Annotated in this window: 17 protein-coding genes, 1 pseudogene and 1 riboswitch; of the genes and pseudogenes, 9 read left to right on the top strand and 9 right to left on the bottom strand. The window is 73.0% G+C overall.

The annotated features are described in order from the left end of the window. Positions 1-55 precede the first annotated feature (55 nt). A riboswitch (TPP riboswitch) is annotated at positions 56-161 on the bottom strand. 111 nt (positions 162-272) lie between these two features. Beyond that, positions 273-1,103, top strand: a complete 831-nt coding sequence (locus tag GA0070216_RS03420; protein WP_091238518.1) for an alpha/beta fold hydrolase — start codon at positions 273-275, stop codon at positions 1,101-1,103. Positions 1,104-1,234: 131 nt separating this feature from the next. After that, positions 1,235-1,735 carry a DUF6328 family protein gene (locus GA0070216_RS03415; protein ID WP_091238514.1) on the top strand — a complete coding sequence of 167 codons (501 nt, stop codon included), beginning with the start codon at positions 1,235-1,237 and terminating at the stop codon, positions 1,733-1,735. Between the two features lie 146 nt (positions 1,736-1,881). Here the strand turns inward: GA0070216_RS03415 and GA0070216_RS34355 are convergent, their stop codons facing one another. Further along, a complete protein-coding gene (locus tag GA0070216_RS34355; RefSeq protein WP_176738797.1) occupies positions 1,882-2,049 on the bottom strand; it encodes a hypothetical protein in 168 nt (55 codons plus the stop codon). Between the two features lie 261 nt (positions 2,050-2,310). Between GA0070216_RS34355 and GA0070216_RS35235 the strand changes: the two genes are divergently transcribed. Continuing rightward, entirely contained in the window at positions 2,311-3,579 is a 1,269-nt protein-coding gene (locus tag GA0070216_RS35235; RefSeq protein WP_091238510.1) for a cellulose binding domain-containing protein, read from the top strand. Between the two features lie 121 nt (positions 3,580-3,700). Here GA0070216_RS35235 and GA0070216_RS03405 read toward each other — a convergent pair whose 3' ends face one another. The 7 genes and pseudogenes from GA0070216_RS03405 to GA0070216_RS03375 form a co-directional block, all read right to left on the bottom strand. After that, the gene (locus GA0070216_RS03405) at positions 3,701-5,203 is read right to left on the bottom strand and encodes a cellulose binding domain-containing protein (protein WP_091238507.1); all 1,503 of its coding nucleotides are present in this window, start codon (positions 5,201-5,203) and stop codon (positions 3,701-3,703) included. A 158-nt stretch (positions 5,204-5,361) separates the two neighbouring features. Continuing rightward, a complete protein-coding gene (locus GA0070216_RS03400) occupies positions 5,362-5,967 on the bottom strand; it encodes a hypothetical protein (RefSeq protein ID WP_091238503.1) in 606 nt (201 codons plus the stop codon). A gap of 67 nt (positions 5,968-6,034) precedes the next feature. After that, positions 6,035-6,337: pseudogene (locus GA0070216_RS03395) on the bottom strand (ArsR/SmtB family transcription factor); the annotation flags it as partial. 43 nt (positions 6,338-6,380) lie between these two features. Next, a complete protein-coding gene (locus GA0070216_RS03390) occupies positions 6,381-7,247 on the bottom strand; it encodes a metal ABC transporter permease (protein WP_091238500.1) in 867 nt (288 codons plus the stop codon). Between the two features lie 3 nt (positions 7,248-7,250). Further along, positions 7,251-8,012, bottom strand: coding sequence for a metal ABC transporter ATP-binding protein (locus GA0070216_RS03385; RefSeq protein WP_091238987.1), 762 nt, complete (start codon positions 8,010-8,012; stop codon positions 7,251-7,253). Beyond that, positions 8,009-8,962 carry a metal ABC transporter substrate-binding protein gene (locus tag GA0070216_RS03380; RefSeq protein ID WP_091238497.1) on the bottom strand — a complete coding sequence of 318 codons (954 nt, stop codon included), beginning with the start codon at positions 8,960-8,962 and terminating at the stop codon, positions 8,009-8,011. The genes GA0070216_RS03385 and GA0070216_RS03380 overlap by 4 nt, the downstream gene beginning before the upstream one ends. 54 nt (positions 8,963-9,016) lie before the next feature. Continuing rightward, positions 9,017-9,274 (bottom strand): DUF6703 family protein, encoded by a 258-nt coding sequence (locus GA0070216_RS03375; RefSeq protein ID WP_091238494.1) that lies wholly within the window; start codon positions 9,272-9,274, stop codon positions 9,017-9,019. Between the two features lie 27 nt (positions 9,275-9,301). Between GA0070216_RS03375 and GA0070216_RS03370 the strand changes: the two genes are divergently transcribed. From GA0070216_RS03370 to dusB, 6 genes are all read left to right on the top strand, one after another. After that, entirely contained in the window at positions 9,302-9,643 is a 342-nt protein-coding gene (locus GA0070216_RS03370) for an antibiotic biosynthesis monooxygenase family protein (protein ID WP_091238490.1), read from the top strand. 171 nt (positions 9,644-9,814) lie between these two features. Then, positions 9,815-10,288, top strand: coding sequence for an Rv0361 family membrane protein (locus tag GA0070216_RS03365; RefSeq protein ID WP_091238983.1), 474 nt, complete (start codon positions 9,815-9,817; stop codon positions 10,286-10,288). A gap of 117 nt (positions 10,289-10,405) precedes the next feature. After that, positions 10,406-11,785 carry a glycine--tRNA ligase gene (locus GA0070216_RS03360; RefSeq protein ID WP_091238486.1) on the top strand — a complete coding sequence of 460 codons (1,380 nt, stop codon included), beginning with the start codon at positions 10,406-10,408 and terminating at the stop codon, positions 11,783-11,785. 155 nt (positions 11,786-11,940) lie between these two features. Beyond that, positions 11,941-13,614 carry a hypothetical protein gene (locus tag GA0070216_RS03355; protein ID WP_091238484.1) on the top strand — a complete coding sequence of 558 codons (1,674 nt, stop codon included), beginning with the start codon at positions 11,941-11,943 and terminating at the stop codon, positions 13,612-13,614. A gap of 22 nt (positions 13,615-13,636) precedes the next feature. Further along, positions 13,637-14,434 carry a hypothetical protein gene (locus tag GA0070216_RS03350; protein WP_141723000.1) on the top strand — a complete coding sequence of 266 codons (798 nt, stop codon included), beginning with the start codon at positions 13,637-13,639 and terminating at the stop codon, positions 14,432-14,434. A gap of 113 nt (positions 14,435-14,547) precedes the next feature. Then, on the top strand, positions 14,548-15,726 hold the full coding sequence (gene dusB, locus GA0070216_RS03345; protein ID WP_176738818.1) for a tRNA dihydrouridine synthase DusB: 1,179 nt from the start codon (positions 14,548-14,550) through the stop codon (positions 15,724-15,726). Between the two features lie 115 nt (positions 15,727-15,841). Here dusB and GA0070216_RS03340 read toward each other — a convergent pair whose 3' ends face one another. Continuing rightward, positions 15,842-16,495 (bottom strand): C39 family peptidase, encoded by a 654-nt coding sequence (locus tag GA0070216_RS03340; RefSeq protein WP_091238478.1) that lies wholly within the window; start codon positions 16,493-16,495, stop codon positions 15,842-15,844. Positions 16,496-17,367: the final 872 nt, after the last annotated feature.

Below are 17,367 nucleotides of genomic sequence, written 5' to 3'. Positions count from 1 at the left end.
GATCGAACCAGGAGAAGACGCACGCCGCGCCCGGCGGCTGCCGGACGGCGGCGCGGCTGGAGGTCGACCGAACTCCCTGCGCTGGCATTACCCAGATCAGGTTCGAGGGTCTGCGGGCGGTGCCCGCACTCTCAGCGCTGTGCGCTCCCCTGTCGGATGTGAAGTTGTCTCGGCAGACGCTAGCACCGACCTGCGCCAACAGCCCAGCAGGTCACGGTTCCCGGCATTCGACGCCCGAGCGGGGCCCGGGGTCGCTGGGTAGGCTGCCGATCATGCGGGTAGCGGCGCGGGGACTGACGTTCGACGTACGGGCCGGTGGGCCCGAGGACGGCGCGGTCGTGCTGCTGCTGCACGGGTTCCCCCAGCACGGCGGGGAGTGGGACGAGGTGGTGCCCGCCCTGCACGCCGCCGGGTTGCGCACCTACGCCCCCGACCAGCGGGGTTACTCGCCCGGGGCCCGGCCCGCCGAGGTGGCCGGCTACCGGCTGCCGGAACTGGTCGCCGACGCGGTGGCGGTGCTGGACGGGCTGGGCGTCGAGGCCGCGCACGTGGTGGGGCACGACTGGGGCGCGATCGTCGCCTGGGCGTTGGCCGCCCGGCACCCGGAGCGGGTACGCACCCTCACCGCGGTCTCGGTGCCCCATCCGGCCGCCTTCGGCCACGCGTTGGCCACCGACCGGCGGCAGCGGGCGCGCTCGTCGTACATGACGTTGTTCCGCCGGGCGGGCCTGGCGGAGCGGGTGCTGCTGGCCTGGCGGGGGGCGGTCCTGCGCCGGCTGCTGGCCGGCGTCGGCGACTCCGCCCGGGTGGCCCGGTATGCCGAGCCGATGCGCCGGCCGGGCGCGTTGACCGGCGGGTTGAACTGGTACCGGGCGATGTCGGGGCGGGACATGAAGGTGGTCGGTCCGGTGCGGGTGCCGACCAGCTACGTCTGGAGCGACCGGGACGTGGCGATCGGGCGCACCGCCGCGCAGGCGTGCGCCCGGCACGTCTCGGGGGACTACCGGTTCGTGGTGCTGGCCGGGGTCACCCACTGGATTCCCGACGAGGCGCCGGGCCCGCTGGCCGAGGCGATCCTGGCCCGGGTGCGCGGGACGGCCTGAGCCGATCCGCCGGCCGATCGGCTTGATCGGCGATCATGAGTCGGTTTCGCGCGGTTCCGGATCGGGCACAGGCGTTGCTGCCGACGGGGAGGTGTCCCCGTCGGTCGTACCGTCTCATCCGGAGGTAGCGCGTGTCGAAGGAATCCGAGAAGCAGCGCTGGCAGCGCAACTTCGCCGATCTGCTCCAGGAGTTGCGGGTCGCCCAGACCGGCGTGCAGATCCTCTTCGCCTTCCTGTTGACCCTGCCGTTCAGCAACGGTTTCACCCGGACGAGCGAGTTCCAGCGGGACGTCTACATTCTCGCGTTGCTGTCCGCCGCCGCGGCCACCGCGATGATCATCTCGCCGGTCGCCTTCCACCGGGCGCTGTTCCGCCAGGGCCGCAAGCCGGAACTGGTCCGCTTCGCCCACCGGATGGCCACCGGCGGCCTGGCCTTCATGCTGGTCGCCATGGTGAGCGCGGTCCTGCTGATCGCCGACTTCGTGCTGGACACCGGCATCGCCGTGGTGCTCACCGCGATCACCGGTCTGTGGTTCCTGACGTTCTGGGTGATCCTGCCGTTCGTCCGGCGCAACTGGGGTGAGGACGACGTCGACGACGACGATGACGACCCGGTGGTGGACGGCGACTGATCACGCCCGTCGGGGCGGAGCCGAACGAAGTGGGCCGGGGCCCACCCGGGCCAACGGTGGCCGGGTGGGCCCCCGCTTCGTGGCGGTCGGAACGGGCCGCCGGGTCACGGCCGTCGGGGCGGGCCCGGCCCGTCGTGGTCGGGTCGTCAGCGGGCGATCGCCCAGGCCAGCACGGCGGCCAGGATGAGCCCGTTGAGCAGCGCCAGCACCAGGTACGCCTGCGGCGGGATCTTGCGGCCGCGCCGGACGAAGCTGACCAGCGCGGCGGCGTACGCCAGCAGCAGCACGGCGATGACGATCAGGAAGTAGAGCACCGCACCACCCTAGACGAGGGGGTTCGGCTGCCCGGCGACCGCTCATGATCAGCTACGGCCCGTAGGTGCGTACCCCGGCGTGTCGCGCTGACCAGCCGTAGCTGACCGACGGCGAACGGGAGAGTCTAGCATCGAGTAATATCGATTGTTGTCTCCTTCCGTCCCGGGTGCGCGGCCGGCTCCGCCTTCGTTGCGGGGATCGAGCCGCCGTCCAGGTGGGGGCGGGCGACGCCGGCCCGGCACCATCGACGAGGAGTGGACATGAGAGCAGCGCGACGACGTACCGCCGGACTGGGCGCGATCACGCTGGCGGTCCTCGCGGGCGGGGTGGCGGTCGCGGCCGGGGCCGGGGCCGCGGTGGCGACCGGCTGCCGGGTCGACTACAAGGTCACCAGCGAGTGGCAGGGTGGCTTCGGCGCGGACGTCACCATCACCAACCTCGGCGACCCGGTCTCCGGCTGGACGCTCACCTGGGCCTTCGCCAGCGGGCAGCGGGTCAGCCAGGCGTGGAACGCCACCGTCACCCAGAACGGGACGACGGTCAGCGCGAAGGACGCCGGTTACAACGCCGCCATCGCGACCGGGGCCGGCGTCAGCTTCGGCTTCAACGGCGCGTGGACCACCGCCAACCCGGTCCCCACCGCGTTCGCGCTCAACGGGGTCTCCTGCACCGGCGCGACGCCGACCGCCACCCCCTGCCCGCCGCCGTCCACCCCGCCGACCCCGACCCCGACGCCCACCCCGACCCCGACCCCGACCCGGACGCCCACGCCCACTCCGACGCCCAGCCCGACCCCCTCGGCGCAGCGGCCGGTCACCGTGTGGCTGGCCGGCGACTCCACGGTCGCCAACCCGTCCTCCGGCACCGTCTGCCCGGTCGGCTGGGGCAACCAGTTCGGCCAGTACCTCAACGGCAACGCCACGGTGGTCAACAGCGCGGTCGGCGGGCGCAGCATCCAGACCTGGCTGTACGACCCCAACGTCACCACCACGATGAACGCGTCCGGCGAGTGCGTGATCAACCCGCAGACCTACTCGACCCGCTGGCAGGCCATGCTGAACGCCAGCGGCGGGATGAAGGCCGGCGACTACCTGTTCATCCAGTTCGGCATCAACGACGGCAGCGCCACCTGCAACCGGCACGTCGGGTCGGCCCGCTACAAGGAACTGCTCGGCGTGATGGCCCGCGCGGCCCAGCAGCGCGGCGCGTACCCGGTCTTCCTCACCCCGGCCGCCGCGATCACCTGCTCGGGCAGCACCGCCGTCGGCAACCGGGGCTTCCTCACCGAGACGTTCGACGCGGGGCGGGCCAACAACGTCCCCGTCATCGACCTGCACAAGCTGAGCTACACGCTCTACAACACGCTGCGGCTCTGCCCGAACAACGGCGACTACAACTCGGGCGCGGTGGGGGCGTTCTTCTGCGCCGACCACACCCACTTCGAGACGGCCGGGGCCCGGCAGATCGCCGGTGTGGTCGCCACCGCCCTCCGCAACCAGCAGATCGGCCTCTCGGCCTACCTGCGGTGAGGCGTCCGCCCCGGCCGGGCGGATGGGAGCTGCCCCGGCCGGGCTGCGGTCGGCGCTGTGCAGCGGGCGGCCCCGGTCGCCGTGGTCCGGGTGGCGGGGCCACCCGGACCACGGCGGACCGTCAGGAGACCGCGCAGGCGGTGCCGTTGAGGGCGAACCCGGCGGGTCGGCTGTTCGCGCCGGTGGCGTCGGCCAGGAAGCCGAAGCTCACCGTCGCCCCGGCCGCGATCGCGCCGTTCCAGCTGACGTTGGTCGCGCGGACGGTGCCGCCGCTCTGCGTGTAGCTGGCGTTCCACGCCTGGCTGACCCGTTGGCCGTCGGTGAACGCCCACTGGAGCGTCCACCCGTCGATCGGGGTGGCGCCCGTGTTGCGGATCGTCACCTCGCCCTGGAAGCCGCCCTGCCACTGCCCGGTGACCGCGTAACCGACGCCGCACCCGGTCCCGCCGGCCGGCGGCGTGGTCACGGGCGGGGTGGTGGGCGGTGCGGTGGTGACCGGTGGCGTGGTCACGGGCGGGGTGGTCACGGGCGGCGTGGTCGTGGGCGGGGTGGTGGGAGGTGGGGTGGTGGGGGTCGGCGTCGGGGTGGTGGTCAGCTTCGCGGCGACGATCGGGGCGAGCCGGGCCGTGATCGCCCGGTGGCCGGCGTCGTTCGGGTGCACCGAGTCGCTCAGCCCGTCGGCGGGCAGCCAGCCGGTGGTGTCCACGTAGAACACGTTGCGGTCCCCGCCGCCGGTGACCGTCGTGACGGCGGCGGCGGTCTCCGCGGCGTACCGGCCGCTGAAGGTGCGCAGCGCGAAGATCGCCGCGCGCGGGTACCTGCCCCGCACGGTACGGATGAACGTGGCGTACTGGTTCTGGAAGTCCGCGCCGCTCACCCCGTGGCTGCGGTCGTTGGTGCCCAGGTTGATCACCACGGCGTCCGCCTGGTAGCGGGTGAAGTCCCAGGCGGGGCTGGTGGCCGAGTATCCGGTGCGGAGGAACTGGCTGGCCACGCTGACGCAGCCGTCGGCGGTGGCCACCAGGCAACCCCCGCCGTAGCCGAGCTGGGTGTGCTCGGTGCCGAGCTGCTCCCCGGTCAGCCAGCCGTACGCGGTCAGCGCCGTGCGGGACGAGGTGGTGCCGAGGGTGATGGAGTCGCCGACGAACTCGATCAGCCGGGGCCGCACCGCCGCCGGCAGGGTCCGCGCGCCCGAGTCGAGGGTCAGCCCCTGGAACACCGCGTCCCCGGTGTACGAGCCGGCGACCACCCGGTACGACACCACCAGCGTGTGGTTGCCGGCGCGCAGCGGGGTCGGGGTCAGGTTGACCGTGCCGCTGACGTTGGTCAGGTACCTGAAGTCGGCCCCGTCGATGCTGTAGTAGAGGTCGATGGTGCGACGTTGCCGCAGCTTGACCGTGGTGCCGGTGAATCCGGTCCGCAGATAGGCGCCGGCCCAGTTCGGCACGTACGCGGTGCTGTTGCTGCGGTCCCAGCGGCCGACGAACGCGATGTTCGCGTCGGTGGGGGAGCCGTCACCGGTGGCGGCCTGCGCCGACGGTAGGGCGATGAGTGCGGCGGCCAGCATCGCCACCAGGCAGGCTGCCCCGGCCGCGACGATCGACCGACTGCGGGACACGGACATGGATCGCTTCCCTTCCGGGCCGTCCACGCCGACGCACGCCGACGGCTTCCAGGCTCAAGACATTTATCGTCATCTAAGCCTCTCCGGTGCGGAGGCACAACCGGCGGCGGGCCGACCCGCCCGGTCGCGCCCCGGGCCGGTCGCCGCCCGGCCCGGGCCTAGCGGCCGGTCCGGAGGCCGAGTCGGCGCAGTTCCAGGGCGGCGAGCGCGTCGACGGTGGCGTCGTCGCCGCGCCGCCACGCCTGGGCCACGTCCGGATCGATCCTGGTCAGCCGGCGCAGCGGTTGGCTGGTCAGCGCGCGCAGGGCCAGCAGGTCCCTTCCGGCCGGGCCGGCGGCGAGGGCCTTGGCCGAGGCGGCCCGGCGCATCCAGCGCAGCCGCAGCGGCAGCCAGCCGAACAGCACCAGCCCGAGCGGGAACACCAGCACGGCGATGCTCAGCGCCCAGGCGAGCTGGCCGACCAGTTCCTGCTCGTCGCGGCCGACCTCGGCCATCGCCCGGGCGGCGTCGGCGGCCTTGGCGAACGGGCCGGTCAGCTCGTCGCCGACCAGCGGCAGCTGGCCGACCTTGCCGCCGGCCTCGGCCAGGTTGTCGGCGAGGCCGCTGCCGGCCCCCTCCAGCTTCTGCCCGGGTACGGCGAGCTTCTCCACCAGGTCGTACAGCCACATCGCGAAGCGGATCGCCCCGTAGACCCAGGCGACGACGAGCAGGTCGGTGACGACCTGACGGAGGAGGACCGGAAGCCGGTCAGCGTAGACCTTCACGGCCGACAGCGTGCCACGACGCGGGCCGGCCGGCACCCTCCGGTCGCCCGTGAGCCGGCTCGGCGGGGGACGACGGCCCCTCCCCGGCGTGGCTGACCGCGTCGGCCACGATGTGCGCGACGTGCTCGTCGACCAGGGCGTACGCGATCTCCCGACCGCGCCGGGAGCCCCGCACCACCCCGGCGCCGCGCAGCACCCGCAGGTGCTGGGAGACCAGCGGCTGCGGGGCACCGAGCTGCTCGACCAGCTCGTGCACGCACCGCTCACCCTGGGCGAGCTCGCTGACGATGGCCAGCCGGATCGGGGCGGACAGCGCCCGGAGCAGCTCGCCCGCGCCCTCGAACGCGTCGTAGCCCTGGGTGCCGGTCACCCCGTAACGGTAACCAGTGCCGGTGACGGTTCGTCGGTCGGCGTCACCGGAGCACCACCTCGTGCGGTTCCGGGGTGGTGGCGACGGCCGGGGTGGCCCGGCGGCGCAGCACCCGCCAGCCGGCGGCGGCCAGCGCCACCACGAGGAAGGACCCGATCGCCAGCAGCACCACCGAGGCGCCGGGGGCGGTGTCGGCGGTGGCCGCCACCCAGACCCCCGCCCCGGCGGCGAACAGGCCGAGCGCCATGGCCGCCGTCATGGTGCTGCGGAAGCCCCGGGTGACCTGCTGCGCGGTGGCCACCGGCACCACCATCAGGGCGCTGATCAGCAACACGCCGACGGCCCGCATGGCGATCGTGACGGTGACCGCGGTGGCGACCGCCAGCAGCAGGTTCAGCGCCCGGACGGGCAGCCCGGCGACCCGGGCGTACTCCTCGTCGTGGCAGACCGCGAAGAGCGCCGGGCGCAGCGCCAGCATGAGCACCGCGATGGTCGCGCCGAGCACCGCGATGGTGGTCAGGTCGGCGGGCGAGGTGGTGGTGAGCGAGCCGAACAGGTAGGCGTTGAGGTTGGCGCTGCTGGCGTCGGAGAGGCCGACCAGCATCACGCCACCGGCGATGCCGCCGTAGAACAGCAGCGCCAGCGCCAGGTCGCCGGAGGTGCGGCCCCGGGCCCGGACCAGCTCGATGGTGACCGCGCCGAGGATCGCCGCGACCACCGCCACCAGCACCGGTGACCGGTTGAGCAGCAGGCCGGCACCGACGCCGGTGAGCGCGACGTGACCGATGCCGTCACCGATCAGGGCCAGCCGCCGCTGCACCAGATAGATCCCGAGGGCCGGGGCGGTCAGCCCGATCACCAGGGCGCCGAGCAGCGCCCGCTGCATGAAGTCGTACTGGAAGAGGTCCATTGCTCAGCTGCTCCACAGCCCGGCGGGCTCCTCGGGACCGTGCGGGTGCACGTGGTCGTGGTCGGGCTCGGCGTGGTGCCCGGCCGGTTCCGGCACCGCGCCGTCATGGCAGACGCCGCCCTGGTGCACCACCACGGCCCGGCTGATCAGCGGGCGCAGCGGCCCCAGCTCGTGGGCGACCAGCAGCACCGTGCCGCCGGTGCCGACGAACTCGTGCAGCGCCCCGGCGAACGCCTCCTGGCTGGCCGCGTCGACCCCGGCGGTCGGCTCGTCGAGCACCAGCAGCTCCGGCTCGCCGGCCAGGGCACGGGCGATCAGGGTGCGCTGCTGCTGGCCGCCGGAGAGGGTGGCCACCGGGTCCCGGGCCCGGTCGGCGAGCCCGACCGCGCGCAGTGCCGCCTCGACCGCGGTCCGGTCGGCCCGGCCGGGTGGGCGCAGCACCCCCCGGCGGGCCAGCCGCCCGGAGGCCACCACCTCGCGGACGGTGGCCGGCACGCCGCTGCCCGCGCCGAGCCGCTGCGGGACGTAGCCGATCCGGTGCCACTGCCGGAACCGGCGCTGCGGGACGCCGAACAGCGTGACCGTGCCGGTGCCGAGCGGGACCAGCCCGAGCACGGCGCGGATCAGGGTGGACTTGCCGGAGCCGTTGGCCCCGAGTACGGCCACCACCTCGCCGGCGGTGACGGTCAGCGAGACGTCCCGCAGCACCGGGCGGCCGTCGTAGCCGACCGAGGCGTGCCCGACCTGGATCACGGGTGTGGTCACGAGCACCCCAGGGCGGTACGGAGCGAGGTCAGGTTGGTGCGCATCACCGAAAGGTAGTCCCCACCCCCGTCAGCGGAGAGCCCTTCGATCGGGTCCAGCACCGCGGTCTTCGCGCCGACCTCGGCGGCGATGGTCTCGGCCACCTTCGGGCTGACCAGCGTCTCGAAGAAGATCGTGGTGGCGCCGTGCTCGCGGGCCTCGCGGGCGACCTCGGCCAGCCGCTGCGGGGCGGGCTCGGTGTCCGGGGTGAGCCCGGTGAGGCCGATCTGCTCCAGCCGGTAACGCTCGGCGAGGTAGCCGAAGGCGGCGTGGCTGACCACGATCTCCCGCCGCTGGCAGGTCTTCAGGCCGACGGCGTACTCGGTGTCGAGCTTCTCCAGCTCGCTGCGCAGCGTCCGGGCCCGGGTGGTGAAGTCGGCGGCCCGGTCCGGGTCGACGGCGCCGAGCCGTTCGGCCAGCTTGTCGGCGACGGTGGCCAGCCGGGTCGGGTCCAGCCAGAGGTGCGGGTCCTTGCCGCCGCCCTCCTCCTCGGCGTGATCGGCCTCACCCTCGTGTTCGTGTTCGTGTCCGCCGGCTGTCGCGTCCCGCAGCGGTGCGACGCCTGTCACGTCGAAGGCCCGGTCGGCGGCGTTCTGCGCGACGGCCTCGTCCACCGCCGGCTGGAAGCCCTTGAGATAGAAGACCAGCTCGGCCTGGCTGACCTGGCCGACCTGCCGGGGGTTGAGTTCCAGGTCGTGCGGCTCCGCGCCCGGCTTGGCGAGGTTGGTGACGGTGACCGCGTCCCCCCCGACCCGTTCGGCGACGAACTGGAGGGGATAGAAGGCGGCGACCACGTCCACCCGGTCCGGATCGGCCCCGGCCACGTCGGTCGAGCAGGCGGTGCCACCGGCCAGGACGAGCAGGGTGGTGGCGGCGGCGGTCAGGACGCGGGGCAGGGTGCGGGCGGTCATGTCGGCAACTGTCCGTGAAAACGAGAATGATTGTCAAAAACGCATGAGTGCATGTCAGAAGAGCTTGACCAGGGCCACCGTGACCAGCAACGTCAACATCACCAACCGGAGCAGCCGGGTCTGCGGCGCCTGCACCGGCCAGGTGGTGGCCAGCAGGTAGGCCAGCCCGGCGGCCAGCGCCAACAACAGCAACCCGCCGACCGGGCCGGGCGCGAAGAGCGCCACCAGCACCAGCGCCAGGGCGGCGAGGAACACCGACGTCGGGTTCGCCCGGGCCAACCGGGCCAGCAGGGGGCGCTGCGTAGGCTGCATCCCACAGACTCTACGAGGAGGAACCCGGTGCTGGTCACCAACCGGTTCGTGGTCGCCGTCGAGGCGTCGGACGACTTCACCGCCCGGGCGCACGCCGCGCTGGCCGCGCTCGCCGCCCGTCCCGGCTACCTGCGCGGTGAACTCCTGCGCGCCCTCGACGACCCCCGGCACTGGTGCCTGCTCACCGAGTGGGAGTCGGTCGGGACCTACCGGCGGGCCCTGGGCGGTTTCGACGTCAAGATCACCGCCGTGCCGTTGCTCGCCGAGTCGGTCGACGAGCCCTCGGCGTACGAGAGACTGGCCGGTGCCGCCCCCGACGGCGAGGTGGTGGTGGTCGACAGCGATCGGGCCGCGCGTCCGCACCGCTGAGCCGGGGGGCACTACCCTGCTCCTATGACCGCTCCCGGCCCGGCAGCCCCACCGCCGTACCCCGCGACACCCGGCCCGGGCGGCACCCCGCCGTCGGTCGCCCCGGGTGACCCGGGCGTGCCCGCCCCGCCGGGTGCCCCGGGGGTGCCCACCGCCCCGGGTGATCCGGGTGTGCCCGCTCCGCCCCCCGGGCCCGGGGTGGCCCCGCCGTTCGCCGCCCCGCCCACCGAGGGTCGCCGCAAGCGGCTCTGGCTGGGGCTCGGCGTCGGGGCGATCGCCCTGCTGATCTGCTGCGGAGGCGGCGGCGCGGCGGCCGTCGGGCTGGTGGTCAGCAACGTGCAGGCGATCGAGGAACAGGGTCAGGCGGTCACCGACGACTACTACCGCGCCCTGGTCGACAAGCAGTACGGCAAGGCGTACGAGAAGCTCTGCGACGACGCGCGACGGCGGGAGTCCCGGGGGGAGTTCACCCGCCGGATCGCCGAGGAGCCGGCCGTCGCCAGCTACCGGGTCGGCGACGTCGACCCGCAGACCCTGACCGTGCCGGTCGACGTCACCTTCAACGGTGGCGGGCGGGGCACCCAGCAGGTCACCCTCGCCGCCGACCAGCAGACCGGTGGCATGGAGGTCTGCGGGGTCAGCTGAGCCGGCAGCGGTATTCTGCTGGGCCCGGGGCGCTGCTGGTCGTACCGTTGTCCCGAACCGTTCGGTCCCATTCACCTCACGTCCCCGCCGACCGCCAGCCGGCGTAGGAGGAAACCCATGTCAGCCGACCGTATCGACGCCGTCGTCAGCCTCGCCAAGCGCCGAGGCTTCGTCTTCCCCTCCAGCGAGATCTACGGAGGCACCCGATCGGCGTGGGACTACGGCCCGCTCGGCGTGGAGCTGAAGGAGAACGTCCGCCGGCAGTGGTGGAAGGCCATGGTCCAGCAGCGCGACGACGTCGTCGGCCTCGACTCGGCGGTCATCCTGGCCCGCAAGGTCTGGGAGGCCAGCGGCCACCTCGCCGAGTTCGTCGACCCGCTGACCGAGTGCCAGTCCTGCCACAAGCGGTTCCGCGCCGACCACCTCGAAGAGGCGTACGTCGAGAAGCACGGCAAGCCGCTGACCTCGTTGCAGGAGCTGAACTGCCCCAACTGCGGCAACAAGGGCACCTTCACCGAGCCCAAGATGTTCAACGGCCTGATGAAGACCCACCTCGGCCCGGTGGAGAGCGACGAGGGCCTGCACTACCTGCGCCCGGAGACCGCCCAGGGCATCTTCGTCAACTACAACAACGTGGCGACGGCCGCCCGCAAGAAGCCGCCGTTCGGCATCGCGCAGACCGGCAAGTCGTTCCGCAACGAGATCACCCCGGGCAACTTCATCTTCCGGACCCGGGAGTTCGAGCAGATGGAGATGGAGTTCTTCGTCGAGCCCGGCTCCGACGAGCAGTGGCACGAATACTGGCTTCAGGAGCGCTGGAACTGGTACCTCGACCTGGGCCTATCCGAGGAGAACCTGCGCTTCTACGAGCACCCCAAGGAGAAGCTCTCGCACTACTCGAAGCGCACCGTCGACATCGAGTACCGGTTCCGGTTCGGCGGCACGGAGTTCGCCGAGCTGGAGGGTGTGGCCAACCGCACCGACTTCGACCTGTCCACGCACAGCAAGCACTCCGGCGTGGACCTGTCGTACTTCGACCAGACCAAGAACGAGCGGTGGGTGCCGTACGTCATCGAGCCGGCCGCCGGCCTCACCCGCGCGGTGCTGGCGTTCCTGCTGGAGGCGTACGACGAGGACGAGGCGCCGAACACCAAGGGTGGCGTCGACAAGCGCACCGTGATGCGCTTCGACCCCCGGCTGGCCCCGGTCAAGGTGGCGGTGCTGCCGCTGTCGCGTAACGAGGCGCTCTCCCCGAAGGCCAAGGGGCTCGCCGCCCAGCTCCGCAAGCGCTGGGTGGTCGAGTTCGACGACTCGCAGGCGATCGGCCGCCGCTACCGTCGGCAGGACGAGATCGGCACCCCGTTCTGCGTCACCGTCGACTTCGACACCCTCGACGACGACGCGGTGACCGTGCGGAACCGGGACACCATGACCCAGGAGCGGGTCGCCCTGGACCAGGTCGAGCGCTACCTGATCGAGCGGCTGCCCGGCTGCTGACCACGCCCGCCGTCGTACCGGCCCCGCCCCACCGACCCGGGGCGGGGCCGGTACGCGTTTGCGGCATCGGTCGAGTTCTCTGGCCGTCCGGTCCTTGAGCGGGTGGGTGGGCCGTGCCAGCATTCCCGGTGCTGAATCTCTACACGGGGGTGTGAATGGCGCGCGCGTCGCAACCTGACCATGATCCGGACCGCCGCCGCCTGCTGCGCCGGGCCGCCACGGTCGCCGTCACCACCGCCGGGGCCGGGGTCGCCGCCACGGTCGGCCTGCCCGGCACCGCCCAGGCCGCCCCAGGCGACCACCTCACCATGGGTACGACCAACGACGCCGGCCTGGCCACCACCACGCTCAGCCTCGGCTACGCCGGACTCACCCTGCGGAACACCGCCGGTGCGCCGCTGCGGCTGGTGCCCGGCGAGAAGATCTATCCGCAGGTGCTGGACTCGGCGTCCGGCACCGTCGCGGTGGACCCGTCGGGCGACCTGTTCGTGCAGGCCGGCCCGTCGGGCAACGAGGTCAACAGCTGGGTGTGGACGAGCGAGTGGGCGACCACCTCGGTCCCGGTGCGGCCGACCCGGGTGCTGGACAGCCGGGACCCGGACCTGCGCCGCACCATCGTCTCGGGCGCCTCGACGCTCGACCCGACGGGCCGGCTCACCCCCGGCAACCCGATCGTGTTGAGCCTGGACCATCTCGTCCGGGACGGCTACGCCCTCAAGGGCAACGTGACCGTGGTGGGGATGACCGGTCCGGGCTTCCTGACGGCGTGGGGCAGCGGCACCAGGCCGACCGCGTCCACGGTGAACTGGTCGGCCGCCGGTCAGATCCTGTCGAACTTCCTCTTCGCCGAGCTGGGTGCCGTCGGCGGGTACCGCAGCGTGCTCACGGTGCAGGTCTCCGCACCTACCCACGTGATCGTCGACCTGACCAGCCTGCTGGTCGGCCACCCGAGCCAGGTCGTCGCGGGCAGCGGCGGTGCCGCCCCCGCCGCGACCCCGGTGGACCCTGCCCCGGCGGCGGCCGCCCCGGGTGAGCCGATCGTCATCGGTCTGCCGAACAGCCCCGGTGTCACGACGGTGACCAGCGCCGCCCCGGACGGTGCCGCCACCCTGGCGCTGCGGAACGCGACCGGGGCGACCCTGGAGCTGACCCGGGGCGACAGCCACCAACTCGGCACCATCGACGTGGGCGCCATCGCCGTCGACCCGGGCGGGCTGTACGTCGGCAACGGCAGCTCCGTGGGCTACCCCACGCACGCCGCGTTCAGCACGGCGAACGCGACCATGCTGGTGCCCGTCCCGCCCATCCGGATCCTCGACACCCGCAGCGCCGCCGGCCGGGCCCGACTGCTGGAGGGTGCCGGCCGGATCGACGCCCGGGGCCGGGTGCTGGCCGAGACGCTGCTGATCGTGCACCTGCGCGACATCGTCGAGTACGGCGACGGGATGCTGGGCAACATCACCGTGGCCGACACCACCCAGGGTGGCTTCGCCACGGTGTGGGGCACCGGCAGCCTGCCCACCGCCTCCACCATCAACTGGGCGGCCGCCGGCCAGCTGTTGTCCAACGGGGTGATCACGCAGCTCGGCGGCTACGAGACGGTCGGCGGCGACTACCACCCGGACGTGGTCGGCATCTATCTGCAGAAGAGCGCGGCGGCGGTGATCCTCGACGTGACCGGCCTGCTGGTCCACCACCCGGAGTCCGCCGTCATCAACATCCCGACGTCGGTCCGTACCGCCACCGGGTCCGACGGCCGCCGGGCGCGGACCCGGGCGATCAGGCAGGCCGCCGAGCGCGGCGACCGGGCGGTGCGGGCCGATGCGTGACCACGGAACCGGGGAGAGCGCCATGAGCACCGACGAGACGTCGTCCACCACCCGCCGGGTGGTCCTGCGGACCGGCGTCGCCGCCGGCGTCGGCGTCGGCGCGGCGGCGCTGGTCGGCACGCCGGCCGATGCCGCGCCGGGCGCCGCGGTGATCGGCGGCCAGGTCAACGACGCGGGTACGGCCGAGACGCTGCTGGTCGGTGGCGCGTCGGCGAACCCGACGCTGGCGCTGGGCGGCACCAGCCCGATGCTGCGGCTGTCCCCGACGCCGGAGAACGCCATCCCGGCGGAGCTGCCGACCGGGTCCCTCGCCGTGACTCCGGTAGCCGACCTGGTGATCGGTGGCCGGAGCGGTCGGCGGGCCTACGTCAACACGTCGCGCTGGGCCAACCGCACCGTTGCCTTACCCCCGGTGCGACTGGTGGACACCCGGGCGCTGGCCAGTTACTCCGCCAACGTCCTCGCCGGCGCCGACGGGGTGGTGTCGGGCAGGTTGCAGGCGGGTCGGACCCTGCACCTGACCGTGGGGCGGGTCCCGGGGGCGTCCGACGGCGTGGCGGTCGGCGCCTACCTCAACGTCACCGTGGCGAACACGGTCTCCGGGGGAGTGCTCACCGCCTTCCAGGCCGGGGTGACCATGCCGGAGACCTCCTCGCTGAACTGGTGGGGGCCGAACCAGATCCTGTCCAACCTGGTGGAGGTGCCGCTGGGTCCCTACGACCGTGACCCGGCCGCGTTCGCCGTCCACGTCCGCGCCGCGACCGCGGTGATCGTGGACGTCTCGGCCCTGATCCTGACCCGTCCCGGCCGGGGCTACTGACCGACCGGTCGCCGTCGCGGTGCGAGTTCGCTCACCGTCGTGGTGCGAGTTCGCTCACCGTCGCGGCGGCGACCGGCCACCGGCGGTGGGCGGGCCACCACGGGCATGGGATTCTGGGGTACGTGACCCGTCCCGCTCCGGTTCTGCGCCCGCTCATCATCGGCCCCCACCAGGTGTGGCCGCCGGTGGTGCTCGCGCCGATGGCCGGCATCACCAACGTCGGTTTCCGGCAGCTCTGCCGGGAGCAGGGCGGCGGCATCTACGTCTGCGAGATGATCACCACGATCGCGCTGGTCCAGCGGAACCCGAAGACCCTGCGCATGATCGCCTTCGGGGCCGACGAGCGGCCGCGCAGCCTCCAGCTCTATGGCACCGACCCGGAGGTGACCGCCGCCGCGGTGCGGATCGTGGTGGAACGCGACCTCGCCGACCACATCGACCTCAACTTCGGGTGCCCGGTGCCGAAGGTGACCCGCCGGGGCGGCGGCTCGGCCCTGCCCTGGCGGCGGCGGCTCTTCGCCCGGCTGGTGCGGGCCGCCGTGGACGCCGCGTCACCCGCCGGGGTGCCGGTCACCGTCAAGATGCGCAAGGGCATCGACGACGACCACCTGACGTACGTCGAAGCGGGGCTGGCCGCCCAGGACGCCGGGGTCGCGGCAGTGGCCCTGCACGGGCGGACGGCCGCGCAGCGGTATTCCGGCACCGCCGACTGGGACGCCATCGCCACCCTCAAGCAGGCGCTCGACGTGCCGGTGCTCGGCAACGGCGACATCTGGGAGGCCGACGACGCGCTGCGGATGGTGGCCCACACCGGGGTGGACGGGGTGGTGGTCGGCCGTGGCTGCCTGGGGCGGCCGTGGCTCTTCGCCGACCTGGAGGCCGCGTTCGACGGCCGTTCGGAGCGTCGGTTGCCCACCCTCGGCGAGGTCGCCGTGACCATGCGCCGGCATGCCGAACTGCTGGTGGACCAGTTCACCGCCGGCTCGCGCACCCCTTCCCGGGGCGAGCGGGACGGCTGCACCGACTTCCGCAAGCATGTCGCCTGGTATCTGAAGGGCTTCCCGGTGGGCAGTGACCTGCGTCGGGAGCTGGCCATGATCGAGAGCCTGGCCCAGCTGGACGACCTGCTCGGCAAGCTCGATGCGGCCGAACCCTTCTCGGTGGCCACCCTCGGCCAGCCGCGCGGCCGGACGAACTCTCCCGGCAAGGTCTTCCTGCCGGAGGGCTGGCTGGCCAGCCGGGACGACGACACCGTTCCCGAGGGCGCCGAGCTGGACGACTCGGGCGGCTGAGCAGTCCCACGGCGTCCGTCCGTGCCGGCGTCCGTCCGCGCCGGCGTCCGTCCGCGCTGACAGCGAAAGGGCCGACCCTGTGGGGGTCGGCCCTTTCGGCGATCGGTGGGACAGGTCAGGAGGCGTAGCCGCGGCTGGCGATCCAGTGGGCCAGCTCGTCGACGTCGATCCGGTAGGAGGCGGTGTCCGGGTTGGCGGAGTCGGCGATCGTCGCGACCCGCCCACCGTCGCGGTAGCCGATGACGCTGATGTAGTGGCCACCCTCGAAGGCGTGGGTGTTGCCGTCGGTGTCGGTGGCGGTGCCGGCGATGTTGGCGACCACGGCCCGGCCGTCGTCCACGGCTCGGACGATGTCGGCACGCAGCTGCGCGATCCGCTTGTCGTCGACCTTGTCGGCCGGGATCTCGGTGCTGCGGTACGCGTTGCGGCCGATCTCCTTGTTCAGCACCGGGGTGATGTCGTTGATGCTGTCGGTGCCACTCTCCGTGGTGCCCATCTCCTTGGCCATGGCGTCGACGTCGATCTTCTTGCCCTGGACGCTCAGGGCGTTGCGGGTGGCGGCGGGGCCGCAGTAGTAGAAGTTGGGCTGGGCGGCATAGTCGACCTTCAGCTCGCGCTCGCCGGCGGGCTTGCGGTCGGCCTGGACGGCGGCGGCGGGTCGGGTGGTCTCGGCGGCCTGGGCGGCCAACGCGGGGCCGGAGATACCACCGGCGGTGGCGGCCAGGCCGGCAGCGGCCAGCACGGTCTTACGCAGGATGTCGGTACGCATGATGTCGTGCTCCTCTGCATCTCGGGGGTCCCCGCACGGTCCGCAGGGGGTGCGGGACGGCGCGCGGTCGTGCCGCGTCGCAGGTGCGCCGCGTCGCAGGTGCGCCGCGTAGCAGGTGCGTCGCATCGGCAGGTGCGGTCGTGCCGCATCGGCAGGTGAAGAGGAAGATCGGACCGGCGATCGTGGGGATGCCGACCCGAGGATGTGCAACCGACCCGGTGGATCAGGCATTCCGCGGCCCGCTTTCGGACCGGGGCCGTCAGGGTGACGTGCGTTCTGGGTGACGTGCGGGTTGCCCGACCGGCCGAGCGGGCTGTGCGGGCCGAGCGGGCCGTGCGGGCCGAGCGGCCCGGGCGGGCTGCGCCGGCCGGGCGGCGGGACTTTACTGGCCGGGCTGACGGCGTTGGCGGGGGTGGCGCCACGCTGCCCGCTGGGGCGGACCCGGGCCGTGTCGGCGGACCGGCCGGGGCGATCGCGGATACCAGGTGTAACGACCCCGGCCGGCCGACGATTCCGCCCTGCGGGTGGTCCCCGTCACCCCCTGTGGGCCGATCCGTCATCGAATCGTCGCCACTGACGACACCCGTCGGCACCCCCGAATCCGGTCACCCAGCGTCATAACGACCCGCCCCCACCAAGACCCCTCCACTCCCTTTGCTCTGCTGCCTTCCGCGCGACGGTCACCTGGTGTGTCTGTTGCGTATGCGGCAGCAGAGCAAAGGGTGCGAGGGAGGTATGTGGTGGTTGCCGGGGAGCGATGAGAATGGGCAGCTCAGGGCGGTTTCATGGGTGAGGGGCGGCGGAGGTCCCCGATTGACGCCGGAGAGCGGTCACTCTATGTGATCTATGGGCCCCTTGTGCCCGAAGTGACT

This window comes from Micromonospora matsumotoense, assembly GCF_900091525.1.
GTDB lineage: Bacteria > Actinomycetota > Actinomycetes > Mycobacteriales > Micromonosporaceae > Micromonospora > Micromonospora matsumotoensis.
Note: the sequence above shows the minus strand (reverse complement) of the source record. Positions and strands in the feature narration are given on the sequence as shown.

Coding starts and splice junctions, on each gene's coding strand:
- GA0070216_RS03420 (WP_091238518.1), top strand. CDS start 273: ATGCGGGTAGCGGCGCGGGGACTGACGTTCGACGTACGGGCCGGTGGG.
- GA0070216_RS35235 (WP_091238510.1), top strand. CDS start 2,311: ATGAGAGCAGCGCGACGACGTACCGCCGGACTGGGCGCGATCACGCTG.
- GA0070216_RS03405 (WP_091238507.1), bottom strand. CDS start 5,203: ATGTCCGTGTCCCGCAGTCGGTCGATCGTCGCGGCCGGGGCAGCCTGC.
- GA0070216_RS03390 (WP_091238500.1), bottom strand. CDS start 7,247: ATGGACCTCTTCCAGTACGACTTCATGCAGCGGGCGCTGCTCGGCGCC.
- GA0070216_RS03380 (WP_091238497.1), bottom strand. CDS start 8,962: ATGACCGCCCGCACCCTGCCCCGCGTCCTGACCGCCGCCGCCACCACC.
- GA0070216_RS03375 (WP_091238494.1), bottom strand. CDS start 9,274: ATGCAGCCTACGCAGCGCCCCCTGCTGGCCCGGTTGGCCCGGGCGAAC.
- GA0070216_RS03360 (WP_091238486.1), top strand. CDS start 10,406: ATGTCAGCCGACCGTATCGACGCCGTCGTCAGCCTCGCCAAGCGCCGA.
- GA0070216_RS03355 (WP_091238484.1), top strand. CDS start 11,941: ATGGCGCGCGCGTCGCAACCTGACCATGATCCGGACCGCCGCCGCCTG.
- GA0070216_RS03350 (WP_141723000.1), top strand. CDS start 13,637: ATGAGCACCGACGAGACGTCGTCCACCACCCGCCGGGTGGTCCTGCGG.
- GA0070216_RS03340 (WP_091238478.1), bottom strand. CDS start 16,495: ATGCGTACCGACATCCTGCGTAAGACCGTGCTGGCCGCTGCCGGCCTG.